This window comes from Telmatospirillum sp. J64-1, from assembly GCF_006980715.1.
In the GTDB taxonomy this organism is placed as follows: domain Bacteria; phylum Pseudomonadota; class Alphaproteobacteria; order Rhodospirillales; family Magnetospirillaceae; genus Oleiliquidispirillum; species Oleiliquidispirillum nitrogeniifigens.
Window position 1 is genome coordinate 102570 of the sequence record NZ_SBHN01000003.1, and the last position, 16153, is coordinate 118722.

At 63.0% G+C, this 16153-nt stretch carries 17 protein-coding genes; 1 reads left to right on the forward strand and 16 read right to left on the reverse strand.

Going from position 1 to position 16153, the window contains the following annotated elements; translation table 11 throughout:
- Nucleotides 1–33 precede the first annotated feature (33 nt).
- Genes EPD66_RS04175 through EPD66_RS23970 form a run of 4 tightly spaced genes read right to left on the reverse strand, consistent with a single transcriptional unit; the run spans nt 34 to nt 7072 of the window.
- Nucleotides 34–798, reverse strand: a complete 765-nt coding sequence (locus EPD66_RS04175) for a hypothetical protein (RefSeq protein WP_142847226.1) — start codon at nt 796–798, stop codon at nt 34–36.
- 2 nt (nt 799–800) lie between these two features.
- Nucleotides 801–2849, reverse strand: coding sequence for a hypothetical protein (locus EPD66_RS04180; protein WP_142847227.1), 2049 nt, complete (start codon nt 2847–2849; stop codon nt 801–803).
- A gap of 21 nt (nt 2850–2870) precedes the next feature.
- Entirely contained in the window at nt 2871–3275 is a 405-nt protein-coding gene (locus EPD66_RS04185) for a hypothetical protein (protein ID WP_142847228.1), read from the reverse strand.
- A 2-nt stretch (nt 3276–3277) separates the two neighbouring features.
- On the reverse strand, nt 3278–7072 hold the full coding sequence (locus EPD66_RS23970) for a hypothetical protein (protein WP_185961258.1): 3795 nt from the start codon (nt 7070–7072) through the stop codon (nt 3278–3280).
- Nucleotides 7073–7206: 134 nt separating this feature from the next.
- Between EPD66_RS23970 and EPD66_RS04195 the strand changes: the two genes are divergently transcribed.
- Nucleotides 7207–7560 carry a superinfection immunity protein gene (locus EPD66_RS04195; protein WP_255448362.1) on the forward strand — a complete coding sequence of 118 codons (354 nt, stop codon included), beginning with the start codon at nt 7207–7209 and terminating at the stop codon, nt 7558–7560.
- Here the strand turns inward: EPD66_RS04195 and EPD66_RS04200 are convergent.
- The 12 genes from EPD66_RS04200 to gpW all read right to left on the reverse strand — a co-directional run bounded on the left by EPD66_RS04200 (nt 7557) and on the right by gpW (nt 16149).
- Nucleotides 7557–8258 carry a DUF6441 family protein gene (locus EPD66_RS04200; RefSeq protein ID WP_142847229.1) on the reverse strand — a complete coding sequence of 234 codons (702 nt, stop codon included), beginning with the start codon at nt 8256–8258 and terminating at the stop codon, nt 7557–7559. The genes EPD66_RS04195 and EPD66_RS04200 overlap by 4 nt on opposite strands.
- Nucleotides 8230–8412, reverse strand: a complete 183-nt coding sequence (locus EPD66_RS04205) for a hypothetical protein (protein WP_142847230.1) — start codon at nt 8410–8412, stop codon at nt 8230–8232. Before EPD66_RS04205 ends, EPD66_RS04200 begins: the two co-directional genes overlap by 29 nt.
- A 134-nt stretch (nt 8413–8546) precedes the next feature.
- Nucleotides 8547–9218: a hypothetical protein gene (locus EPD66_RS04210; RefSeq protein WP_142847231.1), complete on the reverse strand. Its 672-nt coding sequence runs from the start codon at nt 9216–9218 to the stop codon at nt 8547–8549.
- 9 nt (nt 9219–9227) lie between these two features.
- The gene (locus EPD66_RS04215; protein ID WP_142847232.1) at nt 9228–10403 is read right to left on the reverse strand and encodes a hypothetical protein; all 1176 of its coding nucleotides are present in this window, start codon (nt 10401–10403) and stop codon (nt 9228–9230) included.
- A 6-nt stretch (nt 10404–10409) separates the two neighbouring features.
- Nucleotides 10410–10598, reverse strand: coding sequence for a hypothetical protein (locus EPD66_RS23975; protein WP_185961248.1), 189 nt, complete (start codon nt 10596–10598; stop codon nt 10410–10412).
- Between the two features lie 11 nt (nt 10599–10609).
- Complete coding sequence (locus EPD66_RS04225) at nt 10610–11068, reverse strand: hypothetical protein (RefSeq protein ID WP_142847233.1); 459 nt, start codon at nt 11066–11068, stop codon at nt 10610–10612.
- A complete protein-coding gene (locus EPD66_RS04230; RefSeq protein WP_142847234.1) occupies nt 11061–11393 on the reverse strand; it encodes a hypothetical protein in 333 nt (110 codons plus the stop codon). Before EPD66_RS04230 ends, EPD66_RS04225 begins: the two co-directional genes overlap by 8 nt.
- A 69-nt stretch (nt 11394–11462) precedes the next feature.
- On the reverse strand, nt 11463–12494 hold the full coding sequence (locus EPD66_RS04235) for a major capsid protein (protein WP_142847235.1): 1032 nt from the start codon (nt 12492–12494) through the stop codon (nt 11463–11465).
- A gap of 13 nt (nt 12495–12507) precedes the next feature.
- On the reverse strand, nt 12508–12873 hold the full coding sequence (locus EPD66_RS04240; RefSeq protein WP_142847236.1) for a head decoration protein: 366 nt from the start codon (nt 12871–12873) through the stop codon (nt 12508–12510).
- A gap of 11 nt (nt 12874–12884) precedes the next feature.
- Nucleotides 12885–14246: a S49 family peptidase gene (locus EPD66_RS24330; protein ID WP_221930873.1), complete on the reverse strand. Its 1362-nt coding sequence runs from the start codon at nt 14244–14246 to the stop codon at nt 12885–12887.
- A gap of 2 nt (nt 14247–14248) precedes the next feature.
- A complete protein-coding gene (locus EPD66_RS04250; RefSeq protein ID WP_142847237.1) occupies nt 14249–15946 on the reverse strand; it encodes a phage portal protein in 1698 nt (565 codons plus the stop codon).
- A gap of 2 nt (nt 15947–15948) precedes the next feature.
- On the reverse strand, nt 15949–16149 hold the full coding sequence (gene gpW / locus EPD66_RS04255) for a gpW family head-tail joining protein (RefSeq protein ID WP_142847238.1): 201 nt from the start codon (nt 16147–16149) through the stop codon (nt 15949–15951).
- Nucleotides 16150–16153 lie beyond the last annotated feature (4 nt).

Genomic DNA, 16153 nt, shown 5'->3' on the forward strand with positions numbered 1-16153 from the left:
CCGTAGCGGGCTATATTTTTGAACTGGAAACGATCACCGACTTTCGATGGCCGTATATGTCACTTGGTGCGCCGGCAAATGTCGCTGCGTCGTCAATGGCGCTTCGACCAAGGTGCCGATCATAGTCTTGCGCTCGGGGGAATCTGGGTCCAGGCAGATCAGCAATTGTCCGTTGGTGCCGACGTCGAACAGCATATCATCGGCGATATCGGCGTCGGCACCACCAAGAGCCCCGAAAGGTAAGGTGATCTCACGCGCCCGCGCACCTTCATCGGCATATTGGATAAGCGACCGTTCAGATGCGACCGGCTTGGTTCCAGAAACCCAGCGCCGCGTCCACCCAAAACCGTAATTCTTCCTCGGCCGCCAAACCGGCCCTGCCCACAGGCGGCCGATCTGGAACCAGGCGGGCGCGCGGATGCTCATCCGCCAATAGCGAGCGGTAATCGGAGTCGGCGGCTGATAGAAATGATAACCATAACGCTGCACCACACCGGCAGGAATCAGCCCGCCATCATGCACATCAGACAAACCTGTCGCCGTCAGACTAAATTGATGGCGCACGGTAGCTTGCCGCGGCAGCAAAGGACCATCATTGGGTTGCGCGAAGGCAACCACGCCGATCTCATCCGCCTCGCCGAAATCAATGTCAACATGGGCCGCCCCCTCGACGCTGCGCCATACCTTAGCGATCTGAGGCACCTTCAGATTATTGACTCCCAACCCGGGCACCTCCGAGGAAGGGATAAGCGCGGCTTGGTCAATCAGGTTCCGCCAGGAAAACAGCACCTTGGCCATGCTCACCCCCACAAGGTTAATGTCGACAAGGATTTGTCTGCCTCATCGCGCGTGCCGATCACAATGAAGCGGCGCCCATCATCCAACCCGAAGCGGGAATAGCGCACGTTCACCACTTGGCCCAGATCCAGCGTGTAACCCAAGGCCCTGGTTGTGACTGACAAGGTAGTCCGGCGCGGCCCGAACAGCTTCAAAATGCGTTCTGCCTCGTCCCGGGCGGCCGCTTCATCCGCGAACAGGCTGGCAATCGGTTCAGGGTCGAGAGCCCCAAGGCTGCGCAGACTGACATCCGGATTGGCCGCCGTGACCATGCGCCCATCCTCGGCATAAGTCTGCCGCAGCGCCGCGTCCACCGTATCGGGCACATCCGATTGTGGTGACCAGTTGCGCCGGTAAAGGATGCGCTGGCGCCAGATCGGCGGCTGACTGGGAGGAATCACGTCAATATCCAGGATGCTTGTCTCATCCAGATCGAAATCCGCCGGTGCTCCCGCAGGATCCTCCAACCGGCCGCAACGGATTAGCCCATCCCGCGTCGTCCCCCACCAGGCGCCAACCCCCTGCATAAGATCATCAAGCACCTGATCCGCAGTGCTGACATCGCCGGCGGGGCTGAAATATCCCGCAGCCCCTGACGGCAGATCCGCGAAAGAATCCTCATCAATCGCTTCAGGGGACACACCCTGCGCCGCCCTCAGGAAGCGCAGAGCAATATCGCCGATGGCGGCGCTGTATCCATCATCCGCGTCCCCGCGCACATCCGCCGTGATAACCCCCTCATGGCTTCCTCCCAGACGGATCAGACCCAACGCCTTACAGGTCGCGTAATGCCCCTTTGGCACGTTTGCGGCAAGCAGAGCGGCATGGTCCGGATAGTCCGAATCGCCCGCCAGGGGCACCCCCCTGTCCCGTACAGCATCCACGGCCTCGATACGGCGCCAATGGACCTGCCAGATTTCGTGCAACGGATCGACCAGGACCGCCGGAACATTGAAGCATCGCCCCCAGCAAGCCGGCTTGGTCTTGTCCTTCAGATCCTCGCCACCTTCGAGCCCGCCGGTACCCGCATAGGTAACCTGCTGAGCCGCGGCAATGTTCAGGTCAAGGGCAAGGTCGCGCAACTCGATCCGCACGCGGTCGCGCGCGGCATACCATTCCACCGCCTTGCCCCGGGCCAGCAGCCCCATATCCCTATAAACCGCGTCGCGGCGGCCAAGAAATACCCGGATCTCGCGGCCGTCGACCGACAGGTTCCGCACTGCCCCGTCCAGGCCGCCATCCCCGTTATCCAGCTCGACCATCCCGAATTGCACGGTTTGCCGGGCTGATCCATAAAGCGGAATAGTCCTCTCCATCACCATCGGCACCACCGCCCTGGCTTCATAGTCGGCATTCGGCCGATCAGGGTCCGTCGGGTCGCCAATCCAGCCCATATCCGACCAGGTCAACATGGTTGTGCCGTCGAGGCTCTCTTCCATTTCCGACAGCGCCGAAATCGGGCTGCCGGAAATCGCGGATGCGCCGTCATCGGATGCGCGCGAGGACGGATCCCCCTGAAAAGCCTCCAGCTCGACCAGATAAACGGCCCCTGGAGCGCCCTCGATGCAGTAGCGCTGCCAGGCATTCCAGGGCGAATAGACGACATAGGGCGACCCAAAGACCACCGTGGTCGGAATACCGGCGGCAGAAATGATTTGGGTAAGTTGGGGCGCACCGACGGCGGACCCGGCATTGATCCCGACGGCATGGATACGCTGAACAAGGTTGGGATAGCCCAGTTCGGCTGCGCTGGGAATCCCTGCTGCGGAAACGATCTGCACCAGTGCAGACGCGCCGCCGACCACCGAAACCGGGGCAAGCCCGGCACCCGTGACCACATAAGCAGGATTCGCCGCGCCAATGACCACGGTAGACGCGATTCCGCTTGCTTCGATCACCCATTCCTGAACCAGGGAAGGCGAGCCAACAGCCGAGGCCGGCACAATAGAAGGCGGGAAGGCCAAGCTTTCGAGATCACAAATCGCGCTGCCGGAAAGGATATCGAAGGGCATTCCCGCCTCTCCCCATCAAGCCTAGAGGGCAAAAATCTTGTTCACGCCGGTATCCCAGGTCAGCAGGACATCACCCCCATTGGGAGTGATGGGCAGGCCTTTGGGAACCGTGTCAATGAAGGCGATCAACGGGCTAGTGGCAGGATTGCCAGTATCCTTATAAATCACCAGAGCATTCACCACAGCACCGGTCACGGATGTGAAGGTTGGATTTGCGGCGTTGAAAATGCCGTTTGTGACAGACTTGCTCGACAGCGCAACCGGAGTTCCGACCACGGCAGCCGAAACAGACGAATAGTATTGATGGCTTGCGATGTATGTATAAGCGGCCCCGTTAACCAGAGCGACACGGATGTTATCGCTCAACAGGTTGATGCTACCGGATAGAAATGCCTCTTTGCCCTTTGGATACAATACATTTGCCATTCTCACGCCCTTCCTGCAATTCGCTGGCGCTGCCCGGCCAGCTGCTGTTCACGCCTCATATCCACGATCTCGCGGCGGAGATTCACAAGCTCCGCGACCACGGCGGCGTTGCTGTCCCAAATCGCCCGCACAACCGCGCTGTTGTCGGTCATGGCCGCCGATTGCGCGGCCGTGAACACTCGTTCCCCGCCCCGGAAGCTCACCAGTTCCGGACCCCGCTCGCCGACCCAGGCAAGGCCCGGCGCCGCCGACAGGGTACCCACGGCATAGCCGGGCAGCGACCCCAGAAGGGATTCCATCTGCGAACGGATGAACTGTTCCAATCCGGCAAAGGTAACGCTGGAGCTGTAGCCTTCACGGCCCAGGCGCAGCAGTGTGTCCGCCAACTGGGGCAAGCTGCCCAGAGCGGCAGCATCTCCGGCCCTGGCGGCGGAAACGGCTTGATCGAATTGCCGCTGGGCCTCCTCGATCTTTTCGGAAAGAGTGAGTGAGGAAAGATCTCCCAGCAGCTGACGGTCCAGCCAGTCCTTCAGGCCCTGGGCCTGCTGCTGAATCATCTTTCCCTGCTGCTCCAGCAACTTCTGCCGCTCCAGCCCGTTCAGGCGCTCCACCTCCACCAGATCGGCCCCTAGCGCCTCGGCCTCCCGAAGCCGCAGCGCCTGCGCCTCCTCCAGTTGGCGCAGTTGCAAGGCAATCGGATCGGTCAGCGCAAGGATCTGGTCGGCAATCGAGGTGTTGAAGCCGTCGCGCAAGGCCGCCAGGGCCTTGGCCTGGGCTTCGGCCAAGTCGGCTTCCGACACAGCTGCCCCGGTGGCTTCGGCCACCTCGCGCAAGCCATCAATCTGCCCTTGAAGGGCGGCGATGGCCTTTTCGGCTTCGGTCAAAACCTCTGTATCCGAGATCTGTCCGAGCCAGCTTTCGAATTTCCCGTTCAGCGCCTCCATATATTCGGCGGACAGCCCCAGGTCCTTGGCCCTCTGCTGCTCTTCCAGCAGTTGCGCCTTCATGCTGGTGATCGAGGCCTTGGCCTGGCGCTCGATACCGGACAGGGTATCCCGCAGATCGTTCAGCCCTACGATTGTTTCCGCAAGCCCCTGGGCGAACAGCACATCCGAAGCCAGGGCCTCCAGATCTTGGGCCTTGGAGTTGGCCAGCGCCTTGGCCACAAGCGGGTCGTCGGAACTGAACCCACCTTTGGAGATGGCGCCGTTGATCGCGCCCATCAGGGCGTCTTCAGCCGTTTCATACTGCTTCCCGCCAGTGTAATATTCTTTATACCTGCCCACATAAGTGAAGCTCGTCGCAGCTTGTTCAGTCAGCGTCAGCCCAAGGCTGTCGCTGACTTTGTTCAGAGCTTCGATATAAGCCTCGGACAGGGCATCGGTGACAGCCCGGACACCACCGCCGTTTTTCTGGATATTATGCCCCGTAATGGAGAGCGGGCCGTCTTCGCTCAGACCTACAAGCGTTGTGGCCGCAGTGTGTTTCGGCCCCTTCTTGCCGAATAGACCGCCCAGAGCGGTGCCCAGAAAAGCCCCGGCAATCGCCCCGATCGGCCCCAGAACGCTGCCCGACATGCCCAAGGTGCCCGCCAGCGAGGTTCCCGCGATGGCGCCGCCGACCGAACCCAAGCCGCCGGTGGCCATGTTGACCAGCTGATTACTGTGCCCCAGCCCCAGCAGATTGGCGCCCAGGCCGCCCACGATGCCCCAAGGGGTATAGGACAGGCCCGTGGCGACGTTGACACCGGCATTGGTCAGATAGCCCCCGGATGAAAGCCCAAGGCCCTGGCCCAGGCCCGACAAGGCTGCCGACTGGCCCAGGTCGAACATCATCGCCGATTGCATGCCTCCGGCGAGCGAGGACCCCAGCGAGGTCAAACTGCCGATGCCGCCGGAACCACCTCCGACCGCCATACCCGGGCCGCCGCCGACGATCTGGCCGCCCACCGCCTGCATCCCGCCGCCCATGGTTCCGGCCATGACCGGGGCGATAACAGGCCGGATGATGGCTTCTGCGGCAATCTGGGCGAAGGTCCGCCGCATGATGCCCAGGATGTCATCGGCCAGCGACGCCCATCCCCGGCGCTGGCCGGAGAAAAAGTCATCAAAGATCTTGGCGCCGTAATCGACCACCTCATCCGTGGCACGATTGGATTGGCGGATGCGCTCCTCTTCCAACTGCCTTCGAGCGTTGCGCAACTCCTCATCGGTTTTCTTGCGCTGCTCATGGGCACGGTTGCCCTGGTGGATCGCCCGTACCTGGCCCTCGTAAACCTCAAGCCAGGCTTCCGCATTCTCGACGCCGGCCTTTTCCAGTTTCCCCCGGATGTCCAGCAATTGCAGATGCACTTCCAGTTCGCCGGTCGTGTCGCCGTAATAGCGGTTCTGCAGCTCCAGCTTTTCGAGTTCTGCATCCAGGCTTTCGGTAATGCCCTGGATGGTACTGGCGCGATGCGCCTGGATCCGCTGAGCCTCGGCCTCGGCCCGCGCCTGCTCCTGGGCGGCCTTTTTCGCCGCTTCCTCGGCAGCACGCCTTTCCGCTTCGAGCCGCTTTTCTTCGGCTATCCGGCGCTGGACCTCCTCACCGGCACGTCGGGCCGCTTCTTCGGCTTGGTTGCGCGCCCCAACGATCCCCAACAGTTCCTCGCGCAGCCCTTCGGCCTCTTTCCGTGCGGCGCGATAAGCCATTTCGGCTTGCTGGGTCCATTGGCTTTCAGTGCCCCATTTCGAGCGCACGGTCTCAAGGCGACGCAACTGCTCTTCCGCTGCCCGGTCAGCAGCCTCCAAGCGAGCTGCGATATCCTTTTCCTGACTGACGAACAGTAGCGCATCAAGCTGCTGCACCCCCAAGGCTAGAGCGTTGACAACATCAGCCAGCCTCTGGACAGAACCAGCATCGCCTATCTTCTGATAAAACTCTTCGATACTCTGCCCCAAGGTGTCGAATGCCCCGGACAGGCCTTTACCCGCCGCCGCCCCGGTACCTCCGACCTGCCCCTCGACGGCTTCGAGGATCAACTTCTGCGCCTCAAGAACGCGCCCGGATTCCTCCAGGGACTGGATCATTTCCTTCTGCTGGGCAGTAAAGGAAACCCCGGATTCGGACAAGGCAGACAACCCCCTTGTCGGATTTTCCAACGCCTTGCCGAGCTGCACCGCATTACTTTCCAGCGTCCCGAATCCAGCAGCAGCAAGATCCTGGGCCGCCTCTAAGGTACGGCGGAACACATCCGCGCCGACGCTCCGGAAAGTCATCAATCGCTGCGCAGCGGCTTCCACGCCTTGCGTACTGGCCAGCGTACCCAGCGCGATTTCACGCGACATCTGGCGGATGCTTTCCGCCGTATGGCCAGAGGCATAGCCGGTCGCCCGCAGGATGGCCTCGGTCTTTAGCCCTGCCTGTTCAAATTGCTCGGCAACCGACACCCCTTTGGACAACGCCGCCATCACCCCACCGATAACGGCAGCAGCCCCCACCCCTGCGGGTCCGAGAGCGACAAGCCCCGACCCGACCGCACCCAAACTCCCCGCCATGGATTTCAGCGATCCCGTGACCTCATCCGAAGCTTGGCGCAGGGCCTTCATGGCGGGGGTTGCCTCGCGCCCCATCTGGTTGATCCGCTTGCCGGCACGATCTGCCGCCCGTTCCGCCGTGGTCAGCGCATTGGCAAAGCGCGGCGAGGCATCGCGAACCAAAGCGAAGGCCTTCTCCCCATCCTGCCCCAGCGCCGTCAACGCTTTGCGAAGCTCTTCAACACCCTCGGAATCAAGGCGGAACGTGAATTTCCGGGACATACAGGCCTCCAGGAATCAAAAAGGGCAGCTCTGAAGGGCTGCCCTCGCAAGAAAGGTGGCGTAACGATTATTGACAGAGAGAGAAGACGATCTGAGGATTGCCGCTCTCGGTTGTTCCAGGCTTAGGAGGCGATGTGGAACCTCTTCTTTTTCTCCTTATGGCACTGGCATTAGGGCTGATCATCTATTTCATCCCCACTGTCATCGCCATCGAGCGCAAACACCCTTCCTGGGGGTCTGTTATCGCTGTAAACATTTTCCTAGGCTGGACCCTTTTGGGATGGGTCGCCGCCCTGGCTTGGTCACTGACCGGAATTTCTCGACCTGCCACGACGCCGGGACAGGCACCTGCCCAACCCACTCATCAGGTTGCCCGAACAGAGGAAAAGACCTGCCCCCGCTGTGCCGAAACCGTCAAAGCCGCGGCAAAAGTTTGCCGCTTCTGTGGGCATGAATTCGAGGCCAAGCAACCGCCGGGCGCCGCCTAATCCTCCTTCGGCAAGGCTCGCTCGATCAGGGCGGGCATTCGCTCCGCCCAGCGCCGCATTGTTGCATCCACGTCCATCGCCCTTTTCATCCGCACCTGGGGGACCAGGATGAACATCGGCACGGCTCCGGCCTCCAGGATGGCGGCAGTCCGCTTGCGCCGTCCACTGCCGACCAGATACCGGCCGCCAGCAAAAGCCAAGCTTTGCACTTTGCCCCGGCGCATCTCCTGGGCGTGGGTGACGCGCAGGAACCACACCAACGTGCCGTTGGTGCCGGGCCGCACGAAGGTCATTTTCCGCATTTCCGACATCTGCTGGGGCGTGATCAAAGGCCCCGTCCGGCTCCGGCGCCGCCCACCGGCTTTGTTGTAGCCGGTGGGAATCGCCAGATACCGCCCCTGACCGCTGATCCTCACGCCCTCGGAGATCGAACTCAAGATATCGTCGGCGCTTTCGCCGCGCGCGAAGATCGTGCCCGAGGCCCGAAAAGAGGCCTTGCCCCTCTTGGGATAAGCCTCCGCGCCGATCATGTTGGCAACGGTATCGGCAAATCCCGCCCTCAGAACCTGCTGTCGCAGATCCAGCTGCATGCCCTTCACCGCCGCCTCGACGCCCGCCGTCACGGCAACCGCGCCTTCGCGGCCCAGGCTCTCGGCATAAGCCCGGATATCAGGCGTGCTGGCTCTGATCTTGACCATTCCGCTTTTCCTTCAGCGCCACCTCGGCCGCCGACATGATGCCGAAGGCCTCGATCACACAGGCGGGCTGGTCGGCCAGTCCACCGGCAAAGGGCAGATGCCCCGGGCCGCCAGCGCCGCCGCGATAAGCCTGATAGAGCTGCAGCAGGATCATATCCTCCTCATCCAGCAGATGAAGAGGATGGACCCGCAGCTCCGGCCAGCCGATCTCGGGCAGTTCCCAATGATCGCCCTCCAGGGGCGATTCCGGCGTTGCCGCCTCTTCTCCCTCGAAATCCCGCCGCCGGATCAGGTAACCGACGGCGAGACGGAGTTTTTTGCTTCGGTATCCGACACGCGAAGCATTTCCTGGACCTTGGCGCCGATCTGAAGCAGATGCATCTCCGGGATCCGCGCCAGCAAATCATCGGGCACGCCGGTTCGGCCTCGCCGGAATTCAGCCGGGCCGTTTTCCCAGCCATCCAGCAGCAAGCGGGCCGCCTCGATGGAATAGATGCCGTTATACGCCTCGTTATCGGCCCGCATCTCGGCATAGGGCCGGTAAGCCTGCTCGATCATGTTAGACAGAGGCAACAATTCGGCTTCAGCCCGGCTCAACGCTGCCAGCGCCTCGACGAAAGCAGCCCGCCCATCCTCGCTCTGGTCCTTCGCCGTTTCCCAGACCACGCGCAGGGCCTCCTCATCGGCATCGATCAAGGCCAGCAGGTTCGACTTGGCCGCCGCTTCGCTTTCGTCGCGCGGATCGCCATAGATTTCTTCCATCCCCCGGCGCAAGGCGGCCAGCATGGCAAGGGGCGGATGCTGCCGCCCGCCGGCAAGGCGCACGGCCCGTTGCAGGGCAGCCCGGTCCGACAGGCCCGGCACGCGCAGCAGATAGGTCCGCCGCTCCTGCTCGGGCTTCGCTTCCTCGCCCATCGGCACCAGGGATACAGGCTGTTTGGGATCCAGATACTTCGCCATCAGGGCACCTCAGAACAGGCAGATGAAGATTTCCGCATCGGCGGCGCGGGATTCGAAGGGCATCTGCTCGGCCGCCTTGCCGCGCACATCGCTTTGCTCGTTGCCGGTATAGCGGAAGCGTGGATGCCAGATGGAGGATCGCTCGCCGGGGGTCTTGCCCCAGGCCAGCCACAGGCTGCTCGGCTTACCATCCAGCCAGTCGGCGAAAGCATCGCGCGTGCTGGCCAGCGTCATGGCCGCCGTGATACGGCCCGATGCGGCGCGGTCCATCACCTCGGCGATATCGTAGCCGAACTCCGCCGCCGGATCGTCCCCCTGGTCGACCGTCGCCCCCAGATCGAAGCTGTATTCGCTCCACTTGAAGGGCCTGTCCCCAAGCCAGCTTGCGGCGCTCATCACGGCCCGGGGCATGCCCGCGTCATAGTTGGGCGCCCCCGGCTTCGGCACATCATCGGGTTTCGCGGGCAGGATGCCGCGAATCTGGAAGGCCATCTCGACTAGGCTGCGCGGGGCGCCGGTAAGGCTGAAGGTCCCCGCAGCACCCATCAAGCGGCGCCGGCGGCTTGGCTGGCCGGCGGTGTTGTGGTGCTGCCAAGTATGAATGGTGATGGTTTCGGTCCCCGCGCTGACCGGGCGATACAACACATTGGCCGGGATCTCGTATTCGGTGGTGGCATCGGGCGTGACCTCCCACGGCGCGTTGACGGTGGCCGTCTTGCTCGCGCCGTCATAGGCGGCAATCACGCGAATTTGGCCCTGCCCGGCGCCGCCGACCAGCAGGACCGGCATGCCGACATAGATGTCATCCACCTCCGAGGCGGCAGCGGCCAAGGTGATCGACTTGGCTTCGGCCGCCACCGCCGTGCCGGTGATGGCAGAAGCCGTAATGGTTTCCGAGAAACCGCAAGCACGGATCAGCTTGCCATAATCCGGCGGCACGCCGGGCTCGCCCGAACCGCGCAGAAACACGCTGGGCTGAGTCGATCCGCCGCCGCCGCCGGTTTCGCTTTCCGAACGCGAAAGAGATCCGGTGACATAATCGGTTTCGATACGCTCGAAATCCGCCGTGAACTGGATAGGCGAACGCACCTTCACGGCATCGGCGACCGGATCGATCTCTTCCTCGATGCCCGATTCCGCCTCGATCTTGGCGGCGAACTGCTGGTTTACGGTACGATAGGACATCGTTGCTTACTCCTGTCCGGCCGCCGCTGCGGGCGCCTCGGTTTCAGCCGGTTTGCCCGGCGCGGTTTCGGATATGGCCGCAGGCGCCGCATTCCGCGCCATCGCTTCGGCCTGTTCAAGGCTGCGCGACCCACCCATCACGGGCGCGCGCAGGCGCTGGACCGGCACTGCGCCGGTCCTGCGGGGCTTGGCCATAGGGGCCTCCTTCAAGCAAAGGTGAAAGGATCGTTCTCGGCGGTCGCGTACTCGACCTTGAATGACAGTACGATGCCGGCGACAGGGGCGGCGCTGTCCCAGCTCCCACGCTGCGGCGCGGGCTCAGGCGACAACGTGCAGTTTCGGGCAAGCCCGCCCGCAAGATCGGGGATCACCCGGCGTATCAGCGCCGCGCGCAGCAATCCGGCCTTCTGCAGGGCCGCCGCCTGACTGCACGCCGTCACATAGATTTCCAGATCCACATCCAGGATAAAGCCGTCCTCGCCGGTGAAATCGGCGAAACTGTCTTCCGCCCCCTCGAACACGACAACACGCGGCATCTCATCCGATACTACGGGCTGATCACGCTCCCGCTCGACCACAAGACCGGGGACATCGCTGGCGGCCCGCTGGCAAGCGTCCACGACAGCCGTCAGGATCTGTTCGCGGCATGGCACAGGATCAGGCATCGACGGGCACTCCCACATCGACCGTCCAGACAAGCCCCAAATCATCCAGGACAGGCGTGCCGATGACCGGCCACGACCGCCCATTCTGGATGATCCGGTCACCGCGGCGCGGCCTCGCAACTTCGGAAACACGGACGTCGAACCGCGCAGCCGCTTCCTGCTGTGCCGCCGACATCCGCACCCCCACGGACAACATCGGATCGTCCGCAGCTGGCCGCTTGCGGATTACCCGTACCGGACACCCCTCGCCGTCGAGGGGGGTGTAAACGGCGTCCTCAGCCAGATTCTTGCTGGCAAACAGCCGGTCGATCATCCGCTGCGACATCGGCCCCTCCCATAAAAACGCGAAAGGCGGTCCGAAGACCGCCTTTTCGCATCACGTTGTGACCGTCGATCAGGTGCGCTTGGCGCGCTGGAGGGCAGCGGGCCTCTTGCAGATGAACAGCGGGTAGGAATAGACCTCGATATCCACCCAGGCATTGCGGTCCTTGTCCCAGACGATCATGGAATAGACCGATTGGCCGGGGGTATTGACGAAATCGAAGGTCTCAGCCGGGGCCATCGCCATCTCGAAAACGCCAGGGACCGAAGGAAAGAAGCGGCATTTGTCCGCGCCCACCGCCACCTTCGAATTATCGTCGGTGCCGCGATAGTTGATGAAGGTGATCCCGCCGTAATTCAGCACGCCAAAAGCATTGCCCTGGCGCAGATCAGCGGCTTCCTGCTGGTTCAGGTAGGTTTCCCGGACTTCGGAATGCGCCGTCAGGTCATCCCAGAAGGCATCGCCGCAAAGGGCGATGATCTGGAAACCCGGGGCCACCACGCCGCCCAGGCCGCGCATCACCGCACGGACCACCTGGGTGCATTTCTTGCGCACCACACCCGGTTCGGGGCTGGCATTGTCGAGGTCGAAATCGATCTCGGCGGGCTCGGGAATCCCAAATTCCTGGAACCAGTCATAGATCACCGAGCCATCGGCATCGAGCATCTTGCCCTGGACCATGCCCAGGCGCATGTGTTCATGGGTCAGCTCGACTTCGGCTCGCAGGCCGGTGGGACCGCCAAGGCGGCGCATCACCTCGTCCTGGACCTGCATGAATTCGCTTTCGCTGCCGAAAGCGCGAATATTCTGCAATTCGCTGGCAGTCAGCCGGTCGCCCTTGGCGATGCGCACCGTACGGAAATCCCGAACCTTGCGGCGCTCAGTACCACGCTGGGCCAAAGGTGCCCCGCGTTCGCTGGTCTGGATCACCGACAGAACGCCTTCGCGCTCTTCAATGGCCACCGATTCGGTGCGAACCGGCTTGGGCACGATCAAATCGGGGATGGAGCCCAGAAAACCGGGCTTGTAGGGGGCTTTCTCGACGGCCTCGGTCATCGAGATCATCGAGAAAGCATCTTGGCGGAAAATATCCAGGGTCGCCATAGGGCGGGCCTCCTTAGCGGGCGATGATGCCTGCCTCGGCCAATTCGGCCAGGGCATCGGCGATCTGCTGTGTGGTGGTGCCGGTGGGCCATTCCAGCTCGGCGGCATTGACTTCCGCGTCCCGCGCGGTGATCACGCCGGGGGCGTCGGCATCGGTGGCATCAACGGCGGCATGAGAGATGCCCGCCGCCTTCTCCGAGCCGTCCTCGGCAGCCGGGCTGACCGGCACATACTTGCCGGTAGCCGTCACACGGCCCAGGACGGCCCCAGCGGGAACGGCATGACCTGCAGCGAAGATGACGGATTCGCGCGAGCGGCTGCCGTTGGCTTCGGAGACGAGATATCCGCCGGCATGACGAGGTTCGGTAAGAGTGCCCATTGATCAGATCCTTACTTCTTGGAGCCGAAAACACGCTGTGCTGCCGCGCCCCAGCCATTGCCACGGGCCTCGGCACCGCCATGGCCCAACTCGACATTTCCCAGGCCGGCCATGGCACCGGCCAGGCCGCCGCCCTTGGGCGCCGCTTTCAAAGCGCGGCGGGCCTGATCGACCGACAGCCCGCTGGCAGCCAGTTCCCCGGCCAAGGCTTCGCGCCCCTTGGCTTCCGCCAGCCCCATGATCGAGGCAGTCCGCTTACGGTCCTTGGCCACGGCCTTGGCCACGGCATCCTTTTCGTCTTCTTCGCTTTCGGCCTCTTCTTCCTGCTCGTCAGTTTCAGCTTCGGGGTCTTCGTCTTCCTCGACCTCGGCGTTTTCCTTGTCCTCGGTCTGGTCTTCGGCAGCGCGGTTCGCCGCCTTCGCTCGCTTGGCCATGGTAGTCTTCTTTCCTTTGGCTGTTTTGCGCGCGGCGGCTGCCGCGCCTGTGGTCCGGCCTGGGCCGGCCAGGTGATCAAGCAGCGCCGTCATGGCCTGCTCATAGGTTCCGATGTCGGTGGCGAAGCCCGCCTCGACCGATTCGCCGGCATTGAGACAGCGGGCCTCGGTCGACAGCACGGCTTTGGTATCCAGGCCGCGTCCGCGCGCCACGGTGTCGGCGAACAACACCCGCACCGCCTCGCAATCCGCCTTCACACGGTCACGCACTTCATCCGGCAGCGGGGCATAGGGATTGCCATCCACTTTATGGGCGCCGGCATGGATCAGGGTGACCGTCACGCCAGCTTCTTCCAATGCTCTGGAGAAATCGGCATGCATGCAGACGACGCCGACAGAGCCCAGCCCGCCAGTACGCGGCACAAAAACCCGCTCGGCTTGGCTGGCCAGGGCGAATGCCGCCGAATAGGCCGATTCCGTCGCCACCGCCCAGACCGGCTTGGACGCCCGGACCCGATGAACCTGATCGGCCAGGTCGAAGCAGCCCGACACCTCGCCGCCGGGGCTGTCCACATCCAGCAGGATCGCCCGGACATCGGGGTCGGACGCCGCCATGTTGAGCTTGGTGGCGATGCCGTCATAGCCGGTCATCCCTGAATATGGATCCAACGTGCCCAACTTGTGAACGAGGCTCCCTTCTACGGGAATGACTGCCACGCTCTCGACCATGCGGTAGATTTTGCGCTCGCGGCGGTCCCCGGTCAGCGCATTGGCCGACAGATCGGACAGCATCACCGGCTCGTTGTCCTCTCGCACCAGGACGCCATGCATCTTTGCACGCGGGGCAACCACGCCCAGCAGGATCTGCGCCTTCTCCGGCGTCACCAGCAGCGGCCGATTGACCAATCGCCCAAGGAGGCGGGGATAATCGAAAGCCATGGTTACATACTCCTGGGTCTGGCGAGCGCGCGGCGCTGAAGATCGGCCATGCGCGTCTCATAATTTGTCAGGCGAGAGCCGACATCCCGCCCCTGGCGCGTCGGGGCGCCTTCCTCGTCTTCTTCGTCCGGATCAGTATTCCCCATATCCTCGGTCACACCCGGCGAAGTGGGCTCGGGCAGGCCGTAGCTGGCCCTGAGAGCCCGTTCATAGGATTGCTGCTCCAGGACCTCCTCGAAATCCCGGCCCTGCTCGGCGCATTCGTCCATCTGTGTCGAAAGCTGGTAATCCATGCGCTTTCCAGCGGCATCGGCTTCCTTGACCGGATCCACCCAGCCTCGCCCAGGTCCAATCCAGCGGCAGCGCGTCCAGGCCGGGAATGCTTCCCAGAAGCCCGGCGCGTTCCGGGGCAGGTCGATCTCGCCCCGGTCGAACTCCTCTTCCAGCCAGAGCGCGAAAATCGGGCGCGCCACGGCGGCGGCGAAATGCTGCCGACGGGCAACCAGGAACTTCCAGCTTTCCAGCAGGGCCGCGCGGGCCGAGGAATAGTTGGTCTGGCTCCAATCCTGGGCGAGCTGCTCGTAGCTCTGGCCGATACCGGCGGCGATATAGCGCAACACCGATCGCTCGAATTCGGCGAAGGCTTGGTTGGGCCTGGTCGCGGCGGCGAAGTTGAACTTTTCGCCGGGGAACAGGCTGTGGATTTGAACCCCGTCCAGCGTCGGGTTTCGCTTTTTGTGAAAATGTCCGCGCTCGCGCTGATAAACGTTCAGATGATCAGCCGCCGTAGGGTTTGGCCTGCCTTCCTTGGCCAGCAAATCCTCCATCAAGCCCTGATCAAAGGGGCTTTCGATGAACGCAGCGAAGATGGCGTTAACCAGGGCGGCCTGAAGCTCGATCCGACCGTAGCGGTCTTCCATCTTCAGTTTTTCCAGCACCGGGGCCAGCAGGGACTTGCCTCGCGTCTGTCCAGCCCGTTCCGGCTCGAAGAAATGCAGCACGCGCATCCGCCCCCATGGAGTAGAACGGGGGATTCGCTGCCAGCGCATCACCTCTTCCGCGCCCGCATAGGCATCACCAGGATGGGCGCCCCGGATATGGAAAGCCAAAGGCGCACCGAAGCCGTCCATCTCGATCCCGCCGCGCAGAACAGGCCCGTCGATCATGCCTGCAGGTGTCGAAAGTCGGTCTGGGTCGATCACCTGGATTGCGGTGGCATAAGACGAATCAGGGCGCGGCAGCCAATGGGCCACGGCCAGGGCTTCGCCGTCAGCCAAGCGATGCCGGAACAACAATCCCAGCAAGGCCGAGAGGGTCAGCCGCCGCCCCGCATCGACGGGGAAACGCGGGTCCTCTGCCCAAAGACGGAAGCGATGTTCCACCTCACGGGCGAAATCCCGCGCCCATTCCGGCGAAACTCCCAATGCTGCCGCGTCGGGACGGTAGAGGAGGCGGAATTCCGCGCCGATCGCTTGGTCGATGTACCGTTGCAGGGCACCGCTGGCCCAGCCATTGTTGCGCGCGATGTCGTGGACGCGCGCGGTGACGGTATCGCGCTCCGGCAGCCATTCGGAATCAGGCCCCCGCAGCGAGGGCGACCAGGATGATAGTTCCTGGCTGAAGCGGTCTGCCGCCGCATAGGCGGTGGTCTGGGCCGAAGCCTTCATCGGCCCGCCCCATTGATCAACCAATGAACCCATGGTCAGAACCTCGGCTGAATGGAGACACGCCCGCGCTTCCTGGCCTTTAGTTCCAGGATGCGGGCCCGCAGATCGGCCACATTGGCTTTGCTGTAAGTGACTTGGCGGCCGTCATAGGCTTCCGATTCGACACGGTCACCCATCAGCACGGCATCGAGCGCCGCCTCGAGCCTGTCAATGCGGGCCTGAAGATCATCAGCCATGTGC